The sequence below is a fragment of the Paenibacillus glycanilyticus NBRC 16618 genome (genome assembly GCF_004000805.1).
GTDB lineage: Bacteria > Bacillota > Bacilli > Paenibacillales > Paenibacillaceae > Pristimantibacillus > Pristimantibacillus glycanilyticus.
Genome location: NZ_BILY01000017.1, coordinates 27,242 through 49,812, shown reverse-complemented (window position 1 = coordinate 49,812; position 22,571 = coordinate 27,242). Strand labels below are relative to the sequence as shown.

Here is a 22,571-nt window from a genome sequence, read left to right as displayed (position 1 = left end):
CAGAACGCTATCTTAAGGAGGTTTGTCATGTATACGAGAAAGCTGGGCAAAACGGGAATGGAAGTATCCGAGATCGGTTTTGGAGCCTATGTATCCGCCTCTCTGTTCGTCCGCTATTATCCGGGGATGATTTGAAGATCATCGAACAAATAAATTTAGCTACTTCATAGGGAGGAGCGTCACACGATGAAAGTACTAGTAACTGGCGCATCCGGCAATGCGGGACAAGCGGTATGCCGGGAGCTGCTGCAAGCGGGCCATCAAGTGAGAATGGCGGATGTTATGCCTTCCGGGGTAATAAATGAGGGAGCTGCCGAATTTGTCCGCTGCGATACGCGGACGGTCTCGGATGTTCAGCAGGCCGTGCGGGGGATGGACGGAGTTATTCATTTAGCGGCTTGGCATTGCGCCCATCAACCGCCTGTCAGCGACGATACGATTTTCGCGGTTAACGTGGACGGTACCTACAATGTATTGGAGGCATGCAGAAAAGAAGGCATTCGTTCCATTGTTTACGCGTCGTCGATGGCTTATGGCTGGGGGTCTGTCTATGGCGTCAGCAAAGTAATAGGCGAAGATCTGTGCCGGGCATATCATGAGATGACGGGTGCTTCCATCGCGATGCTCAGATACCATGAATTTATTCCTCGGCCGTATCTGGAGTTCGGAGCGAGACTGCTCCGCAACGGCGTTGACCGCAGGGATATTGCTTCGGCGACGGTTAAAGCGCTGGAAGCCGCGGCTGCGGAGAAATTCGGGCTGTTCCAGACGATTATCCATACGAGCCATGGCATGCCCGAGTCTATCCGGGCTGATTTTGCGCGATTAGGGGCGGGCTGGTGTGAACAGCAGGTTCCGGGCAGCGCCAAATTGCTGGACAGCTATGGCATCGAATTGCCGCAGGAAGTTGAGCAGCATGATCTATCCGAAGCCAAAAGAGTTATGGGGTGGCAGCCACGGGTTGGATTTATCGATTTCCTGCGGGATCTAAAGCTGCGGGATGAACAGGGGCTTCGAATACGAGGACTTGTCGTGCCTTCCGAGCTACCGAATTAATGGTTGAAATACGAGAATGGCAGCGGGACTCCTATCCGTTGCCTTTTTTATTTTATATGCAAGTTGCCTTGCCGCAATAAAAATTGCTTCAGTCAACATAGTTTGTCCGGGTTTACAATGTTCGCTTATTGAAAAAACGTTTCTCTAGACCCACTTGAACTTTGGCTGGTACGATTGAAAAAGTCATGGATGAGCCGAAGGGAGTTTTTGGAGAAGCATGGAGCAGCAGCAACGATATGAAAATCTTAAACTAGGCGAACGCGGAGCTATTGTCAGTATTATTGCCTACATCTGTTTATCCGCACTCAAGCTGATTATAGGGAATATATCGGGATCGGAAGCCTTAAAAGCGGACGGATTAAACAATGCGACGGATATCGCGGCATCTATAGCAGTGCTTATCGGTTTAAAGCTGGCTCAAAAGCCGGCCGATAAGGATCATCCGTACGGCCACTGGAAATCGGAGACGATCGCCTCCTTAATCGCTTCTTTTATTATGATGGCGGTTGGTATAGAGGTGTTAATAAATGCTGTTTCATCCGTATTTAGAGGCAGCGGGCAATCCCCGGACTTCATTGCGGTATGGACAGGATTATTTTGCTCAGCGGTTATGTACGTTGTTTATCGTTACAATATCAATCTGGCTAGAAAAATTAAAAGCCAAGCCGTTATGGCTGCCGCCAAGGACAATATCTCGGATGCTTTGGTGAGTATAGGCGCAGTAATTGGCATCGTGGGTTCTCAATTCAAACTGCCTTGGCTTGATCCCGTTACAGCCGTCGCGGTTGGTCTCCTCATTTGCAAAACGGCATGGGATATTTTCCGTGAAGCCTCCCACCACTTATCGGACGGTTTTGATGAGGCGGCTCTACGGGACTTTAGAGAAAAGGCAAAGCAAGTTGAGGGCGTTGAGGATGTTAAGGATCTGAAGGCGAGGAACTATGGCAGCAATGCAGTAATTGACGTGGTTCTGTCGATTGATAAGAACCTCGATTTCCATAAAGCGCATGATGTAGCGACAGAAGTAGAGAATGAATTGAAAAAAACGTCGGAAGTACTTGAAGTACACGTGCATTACGAGCCGGCGAAATAAGGGATGAATCGGCGGCTGAAAGAGATGAACTGCACTCTAACTAAGATACCGTGTTGTCATTAGAGAGCAGTTCATGAACAAGCCGTACTCACCTGATTGTGCCCATCGAAATGATTTTAACGTGAACGTCGAAATCAACCTCCGCATGCGAGAAGACCTCGCCCCATTCCTCCTCTAACGGTTTGAAATGCTGGTATTGGTATGCGCGCGCATAAATACCGAACCCCACCGGATCGATTCGATTACGCTGGAATTTGCGAATTAATTTCTCCAATTGATCCTGCATTTGCTGCGTGAGCTGCGCCTCAAGTATATCTGCGTGTTTTTGGATATCGTACTTGAACAGCTGTTCCGTCAAAGCCGCTGACACCTTCATTTGAACCCGGAAGCGAAACCGATTATCCGAATAGGAAGATACGATCTTTGTCTTAATCTTTCGAATTCCAAAGCTGGCCCTGTCCAATTCAAAGACGTCTGCATTAGGCTCCCCGGGAATGGCGAAGGAGAGATTAACCCCTTTGGTTGCCTTTTTCTTGAGCAGGTTTAGCAGTACGCTCTCTTGATAGCCGAGCGAGGCCGCATATTTCCCCTTATGGGTTAATAAGGCGGTTCCTAATAAACGAAAGCTTTTCTGCTTGGAGTCATAATCGACCTCGCTCAAAACGGGCGTAAGTCCTTCTTCGTAAATTTGCCGGTGCATGTCCTGAAGGGTGGTAAGGACCGTTGTTCCCCGTTTGCTTTTGGAATCAACCATCCCGCGCAATATTGCAGGCAAGGGAGGCTGCTCTTTCGGTTTTACGGCAAACATTTCTTCCACGGGGCCGTCGAACGCGACCATCCGGTCGAGAACGGTGTTCCGCGCATCCCGGAAAATGACATCCAAAATTTTAAACCAGTCCTCGTGCTGCAGCAGCTTTCGCCCTACGACATAAACCTGATAATTCCTCCCCTCCAGGGCACCCGAGGTGTATGCATCCTGCAAGCTTCTAGATTCGCGGAGGCTGGTTACCGGAATGTTGTATTGCTGAACGTCATTGCTCTTATCCCCGAATACCGGGTTGGAGACGTAAAACCGCAGCTTATTGTTCTCATCGAGATCAATGCCCGCTGCTAGCGGTACAGCCGCTTCTTCGAGATCAATCTTATCCCCGCACCCGGAAAGAAACAAAAGAAACAAAAGAAACAAAAGAAACATAAGAAGAATCATCGTTATCCTCATTGATTTTCTCATCCCGGCTGCCCCTCTTGTCGCATACGTTCATTGATGACGAGACAGATCCAAATCGCTATCGGGAGGATATACTCGACAACGATTCCGAAATTGGTCAAATGATGCTCCAGCCAATCGCTTTGGTTGAACGTCGGGATGAAGATGTAGGTTCCAATCCCGATAAGGATAAGCAGACCAATGAGGTATTTTCTCTCGCCGGAGCCGTTTCTCACCCAATTCAGGCAATAGGCCATATAGTAAAGACAAGGGATCCAAACCAAGGAATAGATCCCGATGTAGAGTGAGATAAAAATAACCTCGATCCTCTCCACGAACTTGAATTGAATCGTTTTGAGCACGGTAATGACGGGCTGATTAATCTCCACCATCTCGTTGGGACTGAAATACATGAAGCAGACGATCGCAATAAGCAAATTGGTAGCCATCGTAATCGTATTGGCAAGCAGAATCCCAACCCCGGCGTACTGTTTGTTCGTTAAGTGAGGATACAGGAAGAAAGCGACGCTAAAGCCCGTATAGGCAAAGAGAACGCCCGGAACCGCCGAAAGGATTGGCCCCCATCCTTCCTTTGCTATGGGAATAAGGTTTAACCATCGTCCCTGCTTCATTGGGAGTAAATAAACCAAAGGAAGCCAGAACAAAAAATAGAAAATCACCTCGGCATATCGTCCGAGCAGCTTGGGTCCTTCTCTCGCGACGATGTAAGTCGGAATAAACAGAAGCAGCAGAACGACGAAGGGTGACGTATTTTGTAATAACCATACGCGGATAATCAGCAAAGTTCGAAGTAATCCGATATAGGCCATAGCTCCGAGATATACAGCCATAATTAGAGTAAAGAGAATGGCTATCCACCTGCCGAGCTTCTTCCGAAGCAGATCCAGAATGGTGCCCTCGGAGCTGCGCTGCATAATCTTAAAGACCACAAAGCTGGGAATGCTCGTAATCAACCAACCAATGATAATCGTGATCCAGCCATCCGTCCCCGCGATAAGGGAGACTTCTCTTGGCGTCGAGAGAACGGCAATGCTGATTTGAATACCCGCGATGATGAATACGAATTGCAGGAACGACAAAGAGTGTTTTTCTAATTGGTTCATTTGCTCTTGTCTCCCTCCTGATGGCCGGTGTCGCCTTGCCTTTTGTCCTGTTGCGCGTTAGAACTGGTTGGACGATTCTTCATCAGCCACAGCGGCAGTCTCACCATCGTATCCTTCCAATCGCTGAATCGTACGGGACCAAACGGCGTGCTGTAAGGAACGCCAAGCGATTGAAGGGAGAGAAGATGGGCAATCAAGGTCAATAGTCCGATAACGATCCCAACGAAGCCGAACAGGGAAGCAAACAGCATCATCGCGAATCGGACAAGCCGAACCGCAGCACCCATATCGTAATTGGGCAGGATAAAGGAAGAAATGGCGGTAAAAGCGACAACAACGACCATAATATTGCTGATTAAGCCAGCCTGTACGATAGCCTGGCCGATGACGATACCACCCACGATTCCGACCGTTTGACCAACGGGCGCGGGCAGACGGACGCCAGCTTCCCGCAGCATTTCCAGAGTCAGTTCCATGAAGACGGCTTCCATGTAAGGAGGGAAGGGAACCTTCGCTCTTGACTGGCCAATCGTCGACAACAGCTTCATTGGAATAACCTCGAAGTGAAATGATACGACCGCGATGTAGATTGCGGGCAGCAGAATGGCTGCAAAGAAGGCGAGAAGCCGCAAAAATCGAATAAACGTAGCGATCGTCCAGCGCGTACTGTAGTCGTCCACACTCTGAAAGAAGGAAATAAAATTCGCCGGCCCAACCAGCACGCTTGGCGAACGATCCACGACAACGACGAATTTGCCTTGGAGAATCTGAGACGATGCGGCATCGGGGCGCTCCGTCAGGATGAGTTGGGGAAAAGGCGAGAAGGGAGAATCCTCGATGAGCTCCGCTAATTCCCCCGTATTAATAACGGCATCTACGTCCAGCTTGCGAATTCGGTCTTCCAACACGCCAAGCGTGTGGGCATTAGCAACATCGGACAGGTACAGGATAGACAGCCGGGTCTGGCTTCTGGCCCCAACGGTGAATTCTTTAATCTTAAGCTCTCTATTCTGGATATACCGTCGGATTAATGCGATATTGGCGCTTCCGGTCTCTACGAAGCCTTGATGGGCACCCTTCAGCGACGTTTCCAGCTGCGGATCCTCAATCGCTCGCTGCGGCCAGCCCTGCGTCCCGCAGCCGTATGCAAGGCTTTGCCCATCGACAAACAGAATGCTGTATCCGGCGAATAACAGGCGTTCGATCTGCTGCCAGCCGCTTACCCGATGGATCTCTCCAATGGTTGCGGGGAAATCATTCTCTTCATTTATTTCCGCAGCGCTTTGCTTAAGCGGATGAAGGATATCGCGATTTATGGCGTTTTTATCCGACAATCCTTCAAGGTAAACGAGAAGTGCCTGACATTGGTTAGCCTTTAGAATAAAATGCCTGTGGATCAGATCCGGGGTATTCGAGAATATTTGCTTAAGCCTTTCCTGATTAAGTCTTAGATTGGCCTCCAGCGAATCGGAATCCGCAGGTTGGATGCGAGCTTTCGGTCCGCGATACTTCCGAAATCCTCTCGTTAGAGATTTCCCGTACATAATGCCACCATCTCTTCCGTAATTTCCCTTATTGTTTCCGTCACGTGAGGGCATATGCATCCGGAATCGCAATGGCAGCAAAAAGTTAAATAGTCGGCCGGTTCATTTTCACGGGTATAAGTTTACTATTGGTTAAATAATAAATATAATCTATATTTATAGTTATTTTCATTACTAGAATAAATGAGTTTAGACCATAGGAGCGTAGACAAATGGAACTGACCCAATTGGAATATTTTTTGAAAGTGGCAAGAATGGAGCATTTAACAAGGGCCGCTGAATCCTTATCCATAACTCAGCCTGCTCTCAGCCATTCGATCTTGAAGCTGGAAGCGGAGCTTGGAGTTCCTTTATTCGAGAGGAAAGGTAGAAATCTAAAGATCAACCGGTACGGCATGATGTTCTCGAAGCATGTGGAGATGATTCTGCAGGAAGTAGAGCGCGGGAAAAAAGAGATCGAGGAGCATTCCAATCCGGAATCCGGCGTGATTCATCTCGCTTATTTGAATATACTCGGGGTTGATCTGATTCCTAAGCTCATCCGGGAGTATCAGCTTATAAACCCGGCAATCACCTTTGAATTATCGCAAGGCGATAAAGGCGCTATTCTGAACCAGGTGGAGGAAGGCTATTCGGATCTTATGATTACTTCCGAACAACCGGTAAACGAAACCTATGAGTGGGTACAAATGTTATCCCTTCCGCTATACCTTGTCGTCTCGAACGAGCATCGGTTAGCGGATCAGGCATCCGTTCATTTAAGAGAGATTACAGGGGAGCCGTTTGTCGGCCTGAAGCATAACTGCAGCTTGAAAAACTCGCTGCTGGCTCGGGTTCATCATGAGAATTTTACTCTTGCCGCCACCTATGACGCGGAAGATCTTCAGACGGTGGCTGGTTTTGTGGCGGCTGGACTTGGTGTATCCGTGCTGCCGAGAACGGCCGGTTTAAATCTCGAAGGGATAAAGTGGATTCCGATTGCTGAAGAGGGATGGCGCTGGGAGGTTGGATTGCACCTCAAAAAGGAACGATTCTTGTCTCCCGCGACTGCGCGGTTTGTCGCTTTTATTAAGGAAAAAGCCGGATTATAACGTTATGCGCCGGATTTATTCCTAAATAATTATAAATAAAATGAACTTTTTAAGCCTCAGCTTGCTCTTATCTATGAAAGGGGAGAGAACTTTGAGGGTAAGCCGGTTAGTCAGACAAGCCCAGAATGGCAATAAAGAAGCGTTATTGCAGCTAATCATGGCCGACCAGGACGCATATTATCGCCTTGCCTATACGTACATGGGGAACGAGCATGACGCGATGGATGCTATGGAGGATATGATTGTCACTTTATACGAGAAGATTGACCAGCTCCAAAAGAGAGAAGCCTTTTACAGTTGGAGCAAAACGATTCTGGTTAATCGATGCAGGGCCATGCTTCGCAAGAACGGGAAGTTCACGCCTCTTGAGGATGAGCAGGATGCGGTAGCCTATGAGTTAATGGCAGAAAATCCGTATCTCGGCACGGAAGCCGAGATGGATATGAAGACGCTGCTCTCCCATCTGAATGCCCATCAGCGGGAAGCTATAGAACTTCGGTATGTCCATGATTTTCCTTATCAGACGATTGCCGACATGACGGGTGCTCCGCTCGGAACCATCAAGTCAAGAATTTCGCAGGGCATAGAGAAATTAAAGGTCATTATCGGAGGTGATCGTTATGAAAGCGATTGAGGATAAAATCCAAAGGCATAAACAAAATTTGAATCAGATCCAGGCCCCTGCTGAATTGGAGGATCGGCTGCGGCAGGCTCTCCATCGGATTCCCGAGAAAAAACGCAAGAATAACAAGCCTCTTATGTGGAGCATTTCCGCAGCAGCGGCTCTGTTGATTATCGTATCCTCGTATCAATACCCGGCATTCGCATACATTGGAGGTAAGCTGCTTAACCGAATGGAATTAATCTCGCTTAGCTTCTCCGAAGTCGCGGAGCAAGGGTACGGACAGACCGTTAATAAGAGCAAATCGTTCAAAGACGGTACCGTTATTACAATTAACGGAGTTATTGCCGACGATAATGCCTTTTTAATGTATTACACCATCAAGCTGCCAGAGGGCTTAACCTTTAAGGAGGATGAATTTATCCGTTACGGCGTAACCAAAGTAAAAGGATTTTTGACCAATTCCAAAGTGACGGAAGGCGGAGGCAATTACAACAAGGATAAAACGCAATTCCAAGGGGTTTATAAATTCGAGCCCGTAAACCCGTTTTCCCGAACATTAACAGCGAACTTTAGTGAGAGGCTGGATAGCGGCGAACAAGAAATACAACCGGTCTCCTTCAAGTTTGAAGCCAACAAGGCTATGAAAAGCATCATTAACGAGAAAGTCTCGAAAGCGGTGCCTGTTGATACAGGAACGGTTCATTATGACTCCGTTATAGCTTCTCCGACTTCAACGGTCATTAGAGGACATTACGAACTGAATAATAACGGAGGGCACCCGATGTTCGCGGGGAAAACAAAGCTTTTTGTTAATGGTACGGAGGTGGAATACTTCGGCTACCGGTCGGGCGGGGTAGACGGAAAAAACAGTCCCACGTTTGAATTGAATTACGATGTGCTCCCAACGGATAAGATTGAGTCGCTGGAAATCGTACTCGATAAATTCAGCGGTTACGAAAAGATAACGGAACCGATTCCGCTTACGTCGCCTTCCGATCAATCCATTAAAATCAACAACGAGAAGTTATGGATTCGCAGCGTAACGCAAACCGGAAGCGGCTATGATATCGTCATCGCCAGAAAAGAATTTACGATCTTGGACACGACCCATATGCTTGTGCAAGCCGGCGGCAAAAAAGTTCCCATCGCTCCGGTATCCGCATCGCGTCCTTGGGATTTGGGGAACGGGAATGTTTTAAGAGAGCAGACTTACTCCGTTCAGACGCAGGACAAACCGGAATTTCTGCTGTTAGAAGGATTCCATTACATTAAGGAGTATAATACAAGGATATCCATTCCAATTGTTCATAAGTAAGGCCGTATTCGAGAAGGGAGAGGGAGGATTTGACTTCGTTTTTTGCCCGGTACGTGGAAGAAGAATTTATTCCCTACTCCACTTCACATACCGTTGTGCTTGCCGCATTGGTTGTGCTGGCGCTTCTTCTATATGGCTTTCGGGCGGGAATCCGGAGGAATACTCTCGTTAAAACCATGATCCGGTACGGCATCCTTGCGGGTCTCCTCGTACCTCAAATCGTTCTTTATTATTGGTACGCCAGCGTGGGCCTCTGGAGCGTTAAATATACGCTCCCGCTCGAGCTTTGCAGCATATCGCAAATGCTTGCGATTATCATGTTGTTTACGCGAAGCAAACTGTTGTATCAGATTGTATTTTTCGCCGGTATCGGCGGTGCGATGCAAGCAATGTTGACGCCGGATTTGGATTATCCGTATCCGCATTTCCGGTTTTTCCACTTCTTCCTTGTTCATATTGCCATTATCCTTGCCCCTCTTTATATGACTTGGATCGAGAGCTTCCGGCCGACTTGGAAATCCGTTTGGATTACGATGATTTTTCTGAACATTCTTCTCGTTGCGGTGGGAGGAACGGATTATTGGCTGGATGCCAACTACATGTTCCTGAGGGAAAAGCCGGAAGGCGCGTCCCTATTGGATGTATTGGGGCCCTATCCGTATTATATAGTTGCGGAAGAGGGGATTGCTCTTGTTCTATTCTCCTTGATGTACCTGCCCTTTATTCCATGGAGAAGAAAGCAGATGTAAGGTTTATCGAAAATGAAAGAACCCTTTAGCCCATCGCTAAAGGGTTCTGCTATTTAGTCTTCCTTAGGTATAAAATCGAATATTTCACCGGATTCGAAAGAATCGATTAAACGGTGCAGCCAGCGGTAGTATTTGAGAGCCTCGTTAATTTTCTGCTCGTCCACTGAAGTGATTTCCTGCAAGGTGTTGTTGTCGGGATCTGATGCTTGAAGCGCGTGTATCTCTTTTAATGACTTTTGCAGAGAGGCCATGTTGCTTTCCACGGCTTTCCGCCATTTAATCGAGAAGAAGTCCGTAAAGTTCTGGTACCAGTCGGGAACCACCTCGTAAAAGTCTTTCCTCGAGCCTTTGCCCCATACCTTATCGATCATCTTCAAATCCATTAACGTGCGCATGCCGGTGCTCATGGATGTTTTGCTCATTCCCATCTGCTGGCTCATTTGATCCAGGGTAATGGGATCGTTCTGAAAATACATATAACCATAAAGATGACCGATTGATAATGTTATGCCGTAAAGATCCATATTTTTACCGATTGAGTCAATCACACGCTGGCGGGATACGTGCAGCGACCGTGATTGCTCAGGCGTTAGACCGCCTATATTTTCGTCCATAATTGCCTCCTGGGTCACCTTGTCACACTTCATTTGTTATTGTAAGCCGATCTGAAATTAAAAGTAAAGCATTCATTTCCATAAGCATTATGGAGGAAATGGAAGGGATCAGGAGTATTCGCATCGTACAGTTTAAACTGTACGTAAATTACGTACGGATATTAACGTTGACTAATCGAGGTCACAAGGCCTAAACTGGCGTCAGACCAAAAAAAGTGAGCTTATGCTTACGAAGCAATAGGGAGGGAAAGTATGTCCATCATCGAAGCCAAACAACTGACTAAAATATTCGGGAGTCATCCGGAGCAAGCGATGCAGTTCCTCAAGCAGGGATGGACGAAAGAACGAATTCTAAAAGAAACAAGAATGACAGTAGGGGTAAACCAGGCTAGCTTCTCGATTGAAGCAGGCCAAATCTTTGTCATCATGGGTTTATCCGGAAGCGGCAAGTCCACCTTAATCCGCTTGTTGAATCGATTGATTGAGCCTACATCCGGTCAACTCTTGTTTGAAGGGCGGGATATCGTTCAGATGAGCGCCAAAGAGCTCAGGCAATTCCGCCGCAAAAAAATGGGAATGGTCTTTCAGAAGTTTGCTCTGTTTCCTCACCGGACGGTTCTGCAAAACGTAGAATACGGCCTTGAGATTCAAGGAATCGAGAAGCAGGCGCGCAAGGAAATGGCTGAGCAAGCTTTGCAGCTTGTAGGCCTGGGCGGATGGGAGAACAGCTATCCGGATCAATTAAGCGGAGGCATGCAGCAGCGTGTCGGCTTGGCCAGAGGGCTGGCCAACGATCCGGACATTCTGCTAATGGATGAAGCGTTTAGCGCGCTTGATCCGCTAATCCGCAAAGACATGCAGGATGAATTATTGCAGCTGCAATCCACCATGAAGAAGACGATTATCTTCATTACCCACGATCTTGACGAAGCGCTGCGCATCGGGGACAAGATTGCGTTAATGAAGGACGGCGTTATCGTTCAGATTGGCACGCCTGACGAGATTTTGATCAAGCCGGCTACCCCGTACGTTGAAAAATTTATAGAGGATGTAGATCTCTCCAAAGTGTTGACCGCTGCTCATGTCATGAGGAAGCCTGCAACGATTACTTTAGAACGCGGTCCGCGTGTTGCGCTTCAGCTTATGAAGGAGCAAGGGGTATCGAGCTTGTATGTGACCGATAAAGGGAAGAAGTTGCTTGGCGTCATTACGGCAGAGCTTGCTTCCGCGGCACTGAAAGAGAATTTGTCGATAGGAGATATTCTGATTAAGGAAGTACCGACTATAGACTCGGCAACACCGATTAATGAATTATTTGAACCTATGGCGGCCTCGAGCATTCCGCTCGCGGTAACGGATGACACGAACCGGCTGCTTGGCATCGTCATTCGCGGAGCCGTGTTTGCCGCACTTGCCGGAAACGCTATACCAGAGGCAGGTGGTGCAAATTGAATAACATTCCTAAGCTTCCGTTAGGCAATTGGATTGAATCGTTGGAAAGCTGGTTAGAAAATCATTTTACCCCTTTGTTTGACTTCATCCGCCTGATCATAGGCTCCATCGTTGATTTTCTGCATCATGTTCTTCTCTTCAGTCCTTCAATCCTTATGATTCTGATTATTACGGCATTAGCCTGGTTCCTCGGAAAATGGAAGGTTGCCGCATTTGCGCTTATCGGACTGCTGCTGATTGATAATCTAGGCTATTGGGAGCATGCCATGGAGACGTTAGCCATCGTGCTTACGGCATCTTTGCTCTCCATTATCATTGGCGTGCCAACCGGTATTTTGTGCGCGAGAAGTTCATTCTTGCAAGGTATTATAACTCCTTTGCTTGATTTAATGCAGACGATGCCCGCATTCGTGTATTTGCTGCCGGCCGTATCGTTCTTTTCGCTTGGAGTTGTGCCCGGTGTCATCGCATCGATTATTTTTGCGGTACCGCCAACGATTCGCCTGACGAATCTCGGTATCCGCCAGGTACCCTCGGAGCTGGTGGAAGCAGCCGACGCGTTCGGCTCCACGCCTAACCAGAAGCTGTTCAAGCTGCAGCTGCCTATGGCGCTTCCTACCATGATGGCGGGAATCAATCAGACGATTATGCTGTCGCTGTCCATGGTCGTTATTTCTTCCATGATCGGGGCGCAGGGACTAGGGGCCGACGTATACCGCGCGGTTACCCAGACCAAAACCGGTATCGGCTTTGAAGCGGGCATTTCCATAGTCGTATTGGCCATTTTACTTGACCGGATGTCTAACCATATCGTGAAAAAAAATAAACGCTAGAGGTGAAGCACGTTGAAGAAAAAATGGGGATTGGCATTAACTGCGGTAATCGTGTTGGCGGCTGCGCTGGCAGGCTGCTCACAGAAAACGGACTCGAAAAAGATTAAACTGGCATACGTGGCTTGGGATTCGGAGATTGCAAGCACGAATGTCGTCAAATATGTTCTGGAATCGAAATTGGATTATTCCGTTGAGCTCCTTCAGGTAGATGCGGGCCCAATGTGGGCGGGCATTTCGGACGGCAGCGCCGATGCGATGGTAGCGGCGTGGCTTCCGACAACGCATGCGTCGTATTTGGAGAAGTACGGCAGCAGCGTAGAGGATCTTGGTCCTAACCTGGAAGGAACAAAAACAGGGCTTGTTATTCCTTCTTATATGAAGGAAAACTCGATAGAAGATCTGAACAACGACGCCACCGGCAAATCGGTTGATTATCAGATCATCGGAATCGAGCCTGGGGCCGGCATTATGCAATCAACCGAACAAGCGCTGAAGGACTATGGCCTGGATGGCAAATGGAAGCTGATCGAAAGCTCCTCGGCCGCAATGGCAACGGAGCTGCAGAAGGCCTATGAAGCGAAGAAGCCGATTATCGTTACCGGTTGGACGCCGCATTGGATGTTCGCCAATATGGATCTGAAATATTTGGAGGATCCAAAAGGCGTGTACGGCGGTGAAGAAAGCATTCATACCGTTGCCCGCAAAGACCTGAAATCGGATAAGTCCGATGCTTATACGCTGCTGGACCAGTTCACGTGGACGGCGGACGATATGGCGGAGGTTATGGTTGCCATTCAGGAAGGGCAGTCGCCGGAAGAAGCAGCGAAAGCCTGGGCCGACAGCCATACGGAACAGGTCGACAAGTGGCTGGAAGGCATTAAGTAATCTTGGCGGCAAGGTTGCGGCATGCCCCCCTATCCATTATGATAATGGCAGACTTCAAAGGGGGAAAATGTCATGGCGATTCCATTTGACCGGCCGGAAGCGGTAATCTTCGATATGGACGGTACCTTGTTTGAAACAGCTACCCTGCTGGAAACGGTGCATGAGCGATTGTTCCGCACCTTGCGCGAGGAAGGGCTTTACGACCGGACGCCTCCGCTCGATGATTTGCTTGGCTGTCTCGGCATGCTGCTCGACGATATTTGGCGGAAGCTGATGCCAGGCAGCTCGGAAGCCGCGCGTCTTCGCGCCGATGAGCTGATGGTGCAGTATGAGCTGGAGGAGCTGGAAGCGGGAAGAGGCAGATTGTACCCTCAAACCGCCGAAACGCTGAAGAGCCTGAAGGAGCAGGGCATTAAGCTGTTTGTGGCAAGCAACGGGCTGGAGGCTTACGTGAAAGAAGTAGCGCGTTTCCAAGGCATTGCGGAGCTGTTCGACGGCTTGTACAGCGCAGGCGAATTCCAGACGGCGAGCAAGGTTGACCTCGTCGCCAAGCTTCTAAGCGACCATCAGGTTAAGACGGCGTGGATGGTCGGCGACCGTTCCTCGGACGTGGAAGCGGCCAAAGGAAACGGACTTGTCGCAATCGGCTGTGCGTATGCAGGCTACGGACGAGACTCCGAGCTGGCAGACGCGGACGCGTGCATTCAGGCTATGCCGGAACTTTTAGCCTTATTAAAATAACGAATAAGATGGCGTCACAGGGAATACATACTGTGACGCCATTTTTCTGATTATATCCGTTTATAAATTGTTTATATGTTGTTTGCGGTCTTGTTACACCTTTCTGTTATGCTTTAATGGGCACCATTCCTAAAATCGCGTTTAGGTTATGCCGAAATAGCTTACACTTAGCAAAAATAATACAGAGTGCGGTGATGTACATTGTCCTTGCGATTCAGACTGCTCCTATCGTTTACCTCGGTCGTCATTGTATCGGTTATTCTGTTTGTCTTGTCTTCCTATTTGCTGTCCGTTGCCGTAACGGGAGATGTGCGCAGCTTCAATAACTTCTACAAAATTCATTATTCGCTCCATCCGCTATCCGAAGAAGAGGAGAGCCTCTTCCTTGACCTGAAGTATTTGGCGAAAAACGATCCGGAGCAGTTAAAAAACATGCAGCTGCTGGAGAAGTACAATACCGATCTGAAGATGGAAAAGGCGGCGCTTGTTGTCCGCGTAAACGATTCGATTCTGTATGCGGCGCCTTCGCTTAGCAGCGTTGATTTTCCGTCTATCCTGCCGGAATACGATATGGGAAACAACGTGATCCGCAATACGCTTAACGCCGGAAGCCGGTTTTTCTCTTATTCCAAGTTTGATTTTTATTTTTCATCCGAAACGAAGGAGAAAGGCAGTATCTTTGTCATCCACGAGAGAAGCCCGTTCGCCCAGGTTATCCGCAGAATGCTTCCGATTCTGATCGGTTTGTTTGCGGTCATCTTATTGCTGACCGGCTTTCTGCTGTACCGTTACGTTACCCGGAAAATCATTAAGCCGCTGGACCAGCTTAGACGTTCCGCCGAGCATATCAAGGACGGGGATTTGACGTTTGAGCTTAAAGCGGCATCGAAGGATGAAGTGGGCCAACTGGTTCAAACCTTTGACCAGATGCGCCAAAGGCTGTACGAATCGATTCAGCTGCAGCTTCATTACGAGGAGAACCGCAAGCAGCTGATCTCGAACATCTCTCATGATTTGAGAACGCCGATTACAACTATTAAAGGTTATGCCGAAGGGATCCGGGACGGCGTCACCAACACGGAAGAGAAGCTGAACAAATACGTGTCGGCGATTCATACCCGCGCTTCGGATATGGAGCGGCTTGTAAACGAGCTTCTGTACTTCTCCAAGCTGGATTTGAAGAAGGAGCCTTTTTCGTTCCAGAAGCTGGAACTAAGCGCCTTCCTCTATAATACGGCGGATGACATGTCGATTGAATTCCATAATCAGCATGTGGATGTAACCTGGGAGAACATGCCGGAGCAGCCCCTGTTCGTGCTTGCGGACCGCGAGAAGCTGAAGCGGGTTCTGATCAATCTGTTTGATAATTGCCTCAAGTACATGAATCAGCCGCCAAAGCGCATAACGATTGCAGTTAATCACGATGAGGACGATGTGGTTATTGCGATAACCGATAACGGACCCGGCATTCCCGAGGAAGCCATTCCTCATATTTTTGAACGCTTCTACAGAGTGGAGCCTTCGCGGAATCAGGCGGTCGCCGGAGGGAGCGGGCTTGGCCTTGCCATTGCCCAGCAGATTATAGAAGGACATGGCGGCAAGATCCGGGCGAGCAGCGAGCTTGGCCGGGGGACAAGCATTTCTTTTACGCTCAAACGAGTGCGATAACGATAACAGGCGGTGACGGCATGACGCGCATTTTAATTGTGGAAGACGATCCTTATATCGCGGAGCTGCAGAAGGACTATTTTGCGCTGCACGGGTATGAGGCGGAGATTTGCCATGACGGGCAGGACGGACTCAATCAGGCTTTAAGCGGGGATTTCGATTTGATCATACTGGATATTCAGCTTCCGGGCATGAGCGGGTTCGAGATTTGCAAGACGATCCGGGAGCGGCTGGATGTGCCGATTCTTATTGTGTCCGCCAAAAACGAAGAGCTGGATAAGATCCGCGGCTTTGGCTTTGGCGCGGACGATTTCGTGACCAAGCCCTTTAGTCCCAACGAGCTGGTGGCAAGGGCCAAGGCCCATCTGGCACGGTACGAACGGTTCAAGAGCGGGCAGAAAATGAATCCTGACGATAGCCTGCGCATTCGCGAGCTGACGATTAATCCATCCTCCCATCGCGTATTTGTGCACGAGCAGGAGGTATTTCTTACGGCGAAGGAATTTGAAGTTCTCGTCTTTATGGCGACGAATCCGAACCGGGTATTCAGCAAGGATCAGCTGTTCGAGAAAATTTGGGGGCTGGATTCGAATGGCGATATTGCGACGGTGACCGTTCATATATCAAGGATTCGGGAGAAGCTTGAGGCCGATCCGTCCAATCCCCAGTTTATCGAGACCGTGTGGGGAGCGGGGTACCGCTTTACGGTCTAACGTCATTTTGTAAAAAGTTATCGAACAATTTATAGTTTGTTTATACTTTCTTTTCAGCGAATTTAGAGCGGCGGCCTAAGATAGATTCAGGAACAGGCCATCACTTTAAACGGGAAAGGAAAGATGAGTTATGAAGAAGATCCAGCAAAAGGCGGCTATCGCGGCGCTAACCGTACTTATTGGAGGGGGAGCTTTGCTTCCGGTTCAATCCGCGAAAGCAGCTTCCTTCGATCAGCCTTTGGAGCAAGCCATCCAGCAGCTCGTCAGCCAAAAGGTGCTGCAAGGCTATGAAGACGGAACGATGCGCGCGGAGAAAAAGATAACGAATGCCGAGCTTATCAAGATGATTGTGCTTGCGCTTGATTTGGAGACGACTTCGGATTCCAAGCCCGCTAATCCTAAATGGTATACCCCTTATGTCGACGCGGCCGTAGCTGCCGGACTGCTCGAAAGCGCGCAGGGCTTCCAGCCTAATCAGCCGGCATCCAGCGCGGATGCTGCCCAGTATATTGCCAAAGCGCTGCAGCGGGATGCGAAATCGGTTCAATACTGGATGTCGGGCATGAAGATTGACGGCAAGCAATTGAACCGGGGCGATGCGGCCAAGCTTCTCGTCCTGTCGGAGCAAGCGATCCGTTCCTCTAACGCGGAGATTGTATCCATCAAGGCTCTTAATAAAATCACCTTCGAGGTCACCTTCACGGCCCCTCTTACTATCGCGGACGAAACAACGGACCAAGCCAATGCCAATTTCGCCTTTAGCGATGGCATTAAGCTGGTTAACCAGCCTCGCCTGAAGACCGGAGCGATCGCGACTTATATTATTCCCGTTCAGACGATGAAGCCGGGTACAACGTATTCCTTGAACTATAAAGGCAAGCAGGACTTTACGGCTCTGGCAAGCGATGAAAGGATTCAGCTTCAAAATGCACGCCAGGTTACTTCCGATACGTTTGAAGTCGAGTCGTTCCGTACCGATGGCGTTATTGATTACGGCTATCTGATTTCGGCTTATGCCGGCGGCCGCGGTGCCGATGCCGTTGTATTGGATGACAACAATAAGCTTAACGGCCAGCAGATGCAAATTATTTCGTCGCTTGCGACAAGACAAGCTGTCCTTACATCCGAGACCGGAGAGCAGATGTCGGTTAATTACGTTGGCTTTACGCAATCGACCGACGGCAAGCAAGAGCCTAAATTCCGCCTGCCGGCGGGCAAGACTTTGCAGCCGGGCGTGAAATATACGGTCACTTCGGACTGGTTCGCCGTGAAGAACAGCACGTTTACCGCGCAGAGCATTGCGCCTCTTGAGATTGGAGCCGTCGACAAGGTGAACGACACAACCTTGAACGTTACGCTGACGGCGGATCCCGGCGACGAGCTGTTTGCTTACCGTTCCATTGCCCTTAAAGGCTCTGACGGGACAACCTTGACGGCGCAATACAAAGTGCAGACCCGTAAAGGCGCCGTTGGCGTGTTTGAGCTTCAGAATAACGGCAAGCTTGGGGCTGGCGTTCAGTATGAGGTTGCTCCTGTCGGTAACTGGGCAACGGCAAACAACGTAAAGCTAAGCTCGAATTAATTGGACGGTGAAGTCCGAATAACAAAAGGGGCTATCCCACGTCATATTAATGACGGCGGGATAGCCCCTTTTTTCTCTTCTTGCGACCACTCGAAACGCAGCGTTGGCTTGCCGGTTGGTCCGGTCGACATGGATACCGCCTTCATGCCAAGGCGGAAGAAGAGAGTTAGGCTTGGCACGTTGTCGAGCGCAACCTGACAGGTCAATTTCCCCAGCTTCTTCATAATGGTGTCCATCACCGCGTACCCGATCCCAAGGCCGCGAGCCTCGGGATGGGTTACGATGACGCAGCATTTTTCGCCTGCTTCCTCGGCATAACCAAGTCCTACTATTCGGCTGCCAAGCCGCGCGACCGCCATAACGGTCCCGCTGTCCTTTTGCGAGAGCAGCTCGGGTGGCAGGCGACGAAGGGAGTGGATGGCTGCAACCGTCAGCCGCTTCTCCCCGAAACGGACGGCAAAATCAATCAGTCTCTTCCGTTCTTTCGCCCACTGTTCCGGGGTAAGCAGCTGCAGTTCCATTATCTCGTCGCCTCCTGCCTTATTCGTTCGTTTCTCATTCTGGCCAGATAGGTGCTGTATTGGAATATCCGCTCAAGCGACTTTTGCCGGATATGCGGCTCGTCGAACTTCATCGGCTTCGAGTTGGCTTCGAAAAACCAGATATGTCCCTGGCTATCGATGCCTAGGTCCATGGACATCTCGCCGAGCATAAAGCCGGAGCCCTTCTCGATCTGTCTGGCGATCATAATCGAGGTTTGCTTCGCTTTAATCAGAATCCTTCTCGCCTGATCGGCATTGAAGGAGCTTTTCAGCAGCTTCTCGGGATCCTCGATGGAACCGCCCCTCGGGACATGGGTCGTAATGCTGGAGGAGCCCGCTACCCTTGCGCCAATGCCGGTCAAATCCCATTTGCCGCGATCGTTTTTTTGCACGAGTGCCCTGAGATCGAACCGGCGGTCGTTAAAGGAAGCAAGCTGAATGCCTTGCTGGGCGATATAAGGCTCGCTACCGCATTCCTTCTTGATTCGGTTCCACAGCTTTTGAAAATCCGCGCAGCTAAAGGTAGAGCTTTTTTTGTTCTCCTGCACCTTAAGCAGATACGGGAGTGGCTTGTCGGGCTGCACCATGACGGTCATGATGCCTTTGCCGGCTTTGCCGCTTTCCGGCTTCAGGTAGAGAAAGGGATGCTTTTGCAGCATTCTCTCCAGCCTTGCGGCCGTTAGCAGCTTGCGGGTTGCCGGGATAAAAGGTTTGGTCGACTTGCTGCCGCGCAGCCATTCGAACAAATACCATTTGTTGAAGAAGGAAGGGTTGAACAGTTTGATCCGCGGATCCCGCATGCATGCGGCAATTTTGTTCCGGACGGCAGGAAGCATCTCGTCTTCGCGCTGCGGAATCCGGTTGTAGATAATATCCGGGAAAGGCAGCAAACGCTGCTGCCATGTATCCTTCTGTTCAATATAGACAAATCCCCGCAGGGTGGAACGGTTCAAGACCAGGTTTTTTACGGTGAGCACATAAACAAGAAATCCCTTTTCTTGACCCGTTTTTATAATGTCCGCGAAGTTATTCCGGTTGCCCCGGAAAAATTGTTCGTCGTTCTCAATCGTCAGTATGGCGAGTACCAGGCGTCCAGCCGGCCGATCATACACCTCTTCTTTCTTCGATGCTCTTAGCTCCATTAGCTGTTCCCTCCTTGAAACTTGCTGAGGTACAAGCAATGATCAACGATGCATTCTACGGATGCACGGCCTTCCGCTTCAAGGGAAGGGTGCTTGAAGATAGAGCGTCCCGGCTTTGCGTTGGCTTCAAACATCCAGATGTCGTTATCTTTGTCGATGCCGATATCGAGGCCCAGCTCGCCAAGCCGGTGCGGATAGTTACGCTCAATCGCCTCAGCCATTTTGATGGAGACCTTCTTCGCATTCTCCAAGATTTCTTTGCCCTTTGCGCCAAATGCGCGGCTCAACGCCTGCTCAGGCGTCATAAGCGAACCGCCGTTTTTCACATGGGTCGTTACGCTGCCTTTGCCGGCTTTTTTCGCGCCGATGCCTGCCGGTACCCATTCGTTCTTGCCGTTCTTATGCATATGAAAGCGGAAGTCGAGAGGGCAGCCGTCAATCTCCACCAGCCTGATGCCCTGCTGCGCGACATAGCTGCTCAGAGTTGCGCCATGACGCGCCTGAAGCATCTTATACAGGCTGTTGAAGGAAGAGAAGCGCAGCAGGACGTTTTTTCCGCTCTTCCGGTAGCGGGCGAAATAACCGCGCTTCGGATGGTAGGTGAGCCGGTAGATGCCGACGCCAAGGCTGCCTGCCGTTGGTTTGAAATAGACGAAATGATGCTTCTCCAGAAGCTGCTTCAGCTTCTCGCTTGTTGGCGCGGCTACGGATTCGGGCAAATGCTGAAGAGCCTCCGGATCGTTATCCAGCAGCTTATACACATCCGATTTGTTAAAGAAGCCCCAGTTGAAGAAAGGAATTTTTTTGCGAAGCAGCCTTTCGCGGAGCGAACCGATATAATTGGACGTTTCCGCTTTGCGGCTCCGGAGCCGGTTATAGATGACATCGGGGAGCGGAACGGTCTTGCGGTACCAGCCGCCCTGCGAGTTAAGGAAGTAACCGAGCACCGTCTCCTGCTGCCAGTTAATATCCTGGGGGGTGAAACCGAACAGGAAAGCTTTCCGATCCCCCGACCGGATGATCTGCTTGATAAAGTTTGTTCTCATGCCAAAGGGCTGGCTATCCGACTGGCTATAGCCCGCATCGCTCAATACGCCGATAAGCGGTCCGATCTGCACTTCGTTTTCGCCGTTTTTATGGACGAAGATGCTGCCGGTTTTGGGTACCCGGATGTATTGCCTGACCCCGGCGGACAAATAAAGATGATTGCCTTGGCGCCTGACAGGCCGGACGGCTGTTGTTATCACTTCTTTGCCAAGCTTCAGGTGAACGGTTTTTTTGCCGGACAGCTTCAGCTCCTTGAGAAGCGTGTTGGATAAATAAATGACTTTATCCGATTGTTGCGAGAAATGGACGTTACAAGTTGTCAAGCTCATGGGTGAACCTCCTGAACGTTATCAGACCGGATCCTCTTGTCTACCTGACAGTCCTGAATCCGACCTGTTGCGGAGTCGTTTATGATCAAAGGTTTGTTAAGCCGCTGCGTAAGCAGGCGGGCATATCGGAGCGGCAGCTCGACGGACAGACGCTCTGCCTGGTTGTCGCCGGACTGCCGGAAGGAGGAACGTCCCGGCCTGGAGTTTACTTCCAGCAGCCATATCCGTCCGTCCGGTTCGATTCCGAAATCAATGCCCAGCTCGGCTAATCGTCCGTAGTTGTTTTCCAGCTTCTCTGCTGCCCGCAGGCTGGCATCTATTATTTTATTCATCATCCGCTTGGCTTTTGCTTCGCCAAACAGACGGGACAAGTAATCGGAGGGCCGGCTTGCCTTGCCGCCGCCATGAAGATTGGATGTGACGGTTCCGGAGCTTCCGGCACGGACGGCGGCGCCGGTGATGCCCCAGCGTCCCTTCCCGTTTTTCTGCGCAAGCACGCGAAGATCAAACGGATTGCCATCCGGGTCTGTCAGCTGCAGATAAGGCTGGGCGATATAAGACGCGTTTCCCATAAATCGAATGATCCATTGCGACAACGAAGAATAGTGGTTGAAGCGATGCCGGAACGGGAGATTGCTTCCGGTTCGCCCGGCAGCAACCCATTCGTGGGTTAGAGGGGAGTGCTTCAGATGAATAGCCCCTTTGCCTTGCATGCCCGCCGAGGGCTTTAAGAATAATTCTCCGTTATTACTCTTTAGAAGGCGCAATAGGGTGTCCGAACGGTCCAGCCTGGTTGTGGAAGGAAGAAGCGGAGCCAGAAGAGCGTCCTGGCGAAGCGTACCGTATACCTCCCATTTGCCGGGAAGACTTCCGTTTAACATCGTCACGGGCTTTTGTTCCCGGATGGCCGCAAGTACCGCTTTGCAGAGCATGCGTTCTTCCGCCGTTCGATAGAAGCAGCGGTCGTAGAGGATATCCGGGAGCGGGCAGGGTTCCTTTACCCAGCTGCCATGACGAAGCCGGAAGGCATTCAGCTGTCCGGTTTTTTTCTCGTATTCGGCTGGGGAGAAGACATACAGGTCAATGGCCAGAGTGCCGGCCGTTTCGCTGAGCATTTGAGCAAATGCCGGCTCCGGCAGCTTTATGCTGTTCTCCTGCCCTGCGCCGGCTTCTATGGAAGCGACATACAGTCCTACTCTCACAAGCTCAGCCTTCATAA

The 22,571-nt window shown here is 49.9% G+C and carries 21 protein-coding genes; 13 read left to right on the top strand and 8 right to left on the bottom strand.

Annotated elements, in window-relative coordinates; all coding sequences use genetic code 11:
- Positions 1-186: 186 nt before the first annotated feature.
- Together PGL01S_RS15290 and PGL01S_RS15285 are read left to right on the top strand one after the other, a co-directional pair.
- Positions 187-1,056, top strand: a complete 870-nt coding sequence (locus PGL01S_RS15290) for an NAD-dependent epimerase/dehydratase family protein (RefSeq protein ID WP_127495479.1) — start codon at positions 187-189, stop codon at positions 1,054-1,056.
- Between the two features lie 217 nt (positions 1,057-1,273).
- On the top strand, positions 1,274-2,149 hold the full coding sequence (locus PGL01S_RS15285) for a cation diffusion facilitator family transporter (RefSeq protein ID WP_127495478.1): 876 nt from the start codon (positions 1,274-1,276) through the stop codon (positions 2,147-2,149).
- Positions 2,150-2,237: 88 nt separating this feature from the next.
- Here the strand turns inward: PGL01S_RS15285 and PGL01S_RS15280 are convergent, their stop codons facing one another.
- Genes PGL01S_RS15280 through PGL01S_RS15270 form a run of 3 tightly spaced genes read right to left on the bottom strand, consistent with a single transcriptional unit; the run spans position 2,238 to position 6,024 of the window.
- On the bottom strand, positions 2,238-3,380 hold the full coding sequence (locus PGL01S_RS15280) for a Ger(x)C family spore germination protein (RefSeq protein ID WP_127495477.1): 1,143 nt from the start codon (positions 3,378-3,380) through the stop codon (positions 2,238-2,240).
- Positions 3,377-4,480, bottom strand: coding sequence for a GerAB/ArcD/ProY family transporter (locus PGL01S_RS15275; RefSeq protein WP_127495476.1), 1,104 nt, complete (start codon positions 4,478-4,480; stop codon positions 3,377-3,379). The genes PGL01S_RS15280 and PGL01S_RS15275 overlap by 4 nt, the downstream gene beginning before the upstream one ends.
- Positions 4,477-6,024, bottom strand: coding sequence for a spore germination protein (locus PGL01S_RS15270; RefSeq protein ID WP_127495475.1), 1,548 nt, complete (start codon positions 6,022-6,024; stop codon positions 4,477-4,479). The genes PGL01S_RS15275 and PGL01S_RS15270 overlap by 4 nt, the downstream gene beginning before the upstream one ends.
- 212 nt (positions 6,025-6,236) lie before the next feature.
- On the opposite strand from PGL01S_RS15270, the gene PGL01S_RS15265 reads away from it, so the two are divergent.
- The 4 genes from PGL01S_RS15265 (at position 6,237) to PGL01S_RS15250 (ending at position 9,804) form a co-directional block, all read left to right on the top strand.
- Entirely contained in the window at positions 6,237-7,115 is an 879-nt protein-coding gene (locus PGL01S_RS15265) for a LysR family transcriptional regulator (protein WP_127495474.1), read from the top strand.
- A 91-nt stretch (positions 7,116-7,206) separates the two neighbouring features.
- Positions 7,207-7,749, top strand: a complete 543-nt coding sequence (locus tag PGL01S_RS15260; RefSeq protein WP_127495473.1) for an RNA polymerase sigma factor — start codon at positions 7,207-7,209, stop codon at positions 7,747-7,749.
- Positions 7,736-9,055 (top strand): DUF4179 domain-containing protein, encoded by a 1,320-nt coding sequence (locus PGL01S_RS15255; RefSeq protein WP_127495472.1) that lies wholly within the window; start codon positions 7,736-7,738, stop codon positions 9,053-9,055. The genes PGL01S_RS15260 and PGL01S_RS15255 overlap by 14 nt, the downstream gene beginning before the upstream one ends.
- A 29-nt stretch (positions 9,056-9,084) precedes the next feature.
- Positions 9,085-9,804 carry a YwaF family protein gene (locus PGL01S_RS15250; protein WP_127495471.1) on the top strand — a complete coding sequence of 240 codons (720 nt, stop codon included), beginning with the start codon at positions 9,085-9,087 and terminating at the stop codon, positions 9,802-9,804.
- A 53-nt stretch (positions 9,805-9,857) separates the two neighbouring features.
- Here the strand turns inward: PGL01S_RS15250 and PGL01S_RS15245 are convergent, their stop codons facing one another.
- Complete coding sequence (locus PGL01S_RS15245) at positions 9,858-10,418, bottom strand: GbsR/MarR family transcriptional regulator (protein ID WP_116394403.1); 561 nt, start codon at positions 10,416-10,418, stop codon at positions 9,858-9,860.
- Between the two features lie 252 nt (positions 10,419-10,670).
- Between PGL01S_RS15245 and PGL01S_RS15240 the strand changes: the two genes are divergently transcribed.
- The 7 genes from PGL01S_RS15240 (at position 10,671) to PGL01S_RS15210 (ending at position 18,292) form a co-directional block, all read left to right on the top strand.
- Positions 10,671-11,870 carry a quaternary amine ABC transporter ATP-binding protein gene (locus PGL01S_RS15240; protein WP_127495470.1) on the top strand — a complete coding sequence of 400 codons (1,200 nt, stop codon included), beginning with the start codon at positions 10,671-10,673 and terminating at the stop codon, positions 11,868-11,870.
- Complete coding sequence (locus tag PGL01S_RS15235; protein WP_127495469.1) at positions 11,867-12,703, top strand: ABC transporter permease; 837 nt, start codon at positions 11,867-11,869, stop codon at positions 12,701-12,703. The genes PGL01S_RS15240 and PGL01S_RS15235 overlap by 4 nt, the downstream gene beginning before the upstream one ends.
- A gap of 12 nt (positions 12,704-12,715) precedes the next feature.
- Complete coding sequence (locus tag PGL01S_RS15230) at positions 12,716-13,588, top strand: glycine betaine ABC transporter substrate-binding protein (RefSeq protein ID WP_127495468.1); 873 nt, start codon at positions 12,716-12,718, stop codon at positions 13,586-13,588.
- Between the two features lie 72 nt (positions 13,589-13,660).
- Positions 13,661-14,329 (top strand): HAD family hydrolase, encoded by a 669-nt coding sequence (locus PGL01S_RS15225; protein ID WP_127495467.1) that lies wholly within the window; start codon positions 13,661-13,663, stop codon positions 14,327-14,329.
- Between the two features lie 201 nt (positions 14,330-14,530).
- Positions 14,531-15,997 (top strand): sensor histidine kinase, encoded by a 1,467-nt coding sequence (locus PGL01S_RS15220; protein ID WP_127495466.1) that lies wholly within the window; start codon positions 14,531-14,533, stop codon positions 15,995-15,997.
- A gap of 20 nt (positions 15,998-16,017) precedes the next feature.
- A complete protein-coding gene (locus tag PGL01S_RS15215; RefSeq protein ID WP_127495465.1) occupies positions 16,018-16,710 on the top strand; it encodes a response regulator transcription factor in 693 nt (230 codons plus the stop codon).
- A gap of 130 nt (positions 16,711-16,840) precedes the next feature.
- Positions 16,841-18,292 (top strand): S-layer homology domain-containing protein, encoded by a 1,452-nt coding sequence (locus PGL01S_RS15210; RefSeq protein ID WP_127495464.1) that lies wholly within the window; start codon positions 16,841-16,843, stop codon positions 18,290-18,292.
- A gap of 41 nt (positions 18,293-18,333) precedes the next feature.
- Here PGL01S_RS15210 and PGL01S_RS15205 read toward each other — a convergent pair whose 3' ends face one another.
- The 4 genes from PGL01S_RS15205 to PGL01S_RS15190 are packed head-to-tail and all read right to left on the bottom strand — an operon-like array spanning position 18,334 to position 22,569.
- Positions 18,334-18,813 carry a GNAT family N-acetyltransferase gene (locus PGL01S_RS15205; protein ID WP_127495463.1) on the bottom strand — a complete coding sequence of 160 codons (480 nt, stop codon included), beginning with the start codon at positions 18,811-18,813 and terminating at the stop codon, positions 18,334-18,336.
- Entirely contained in the window at positions 18,813-19,976 is a 1,164-nt protein-coding gene (locus tag PGL01S_RS15200) for a YheC/YheD family endospore coat-associated protein (RefSeq protein WP_127495462.1), read from the bottom strand. The genes PGL01S_RS15205 and PGL01S_RS15200 overlap by 1 nt, the downstream gene beginning before the upstream one ends.
- Positions 19,976-21,352, bottom strand: a complete 1,377-nt coding sequence (locus PGL01S_RS15195; RefSeq protein ID WP_127495461.1) for a YheC/YheD family endospore coat-associated protein — start codon at positions 21,350-21,352, stop codon at positions 19,976-19,978. The genes PGL01S_RS15200 and PGL01S_RS15195 overlap by 1 nt, the downstream gene beginning before the upstream one ends.
- Positions 21,349-22,569 carry a YheC/YheD family endospore coat-associated protein gene (locus PGL01S_RS15190; RefSeq protein ID WP_127495460.1) on the bottom strand — a complete coding sequence of 407 codons (1,221 nt, stop codon included), beginning with the start codon at positions 22,567-22,569 and terminating at the stop codon, positions 21,349-21,351. Before PGL01S_RS15190 ends, PGL01S_RS15195 begins: the two co-directional genes overlap by 4 nt.
- Positions 22,570-22,571: the final 2 nt, after the last annotated feature.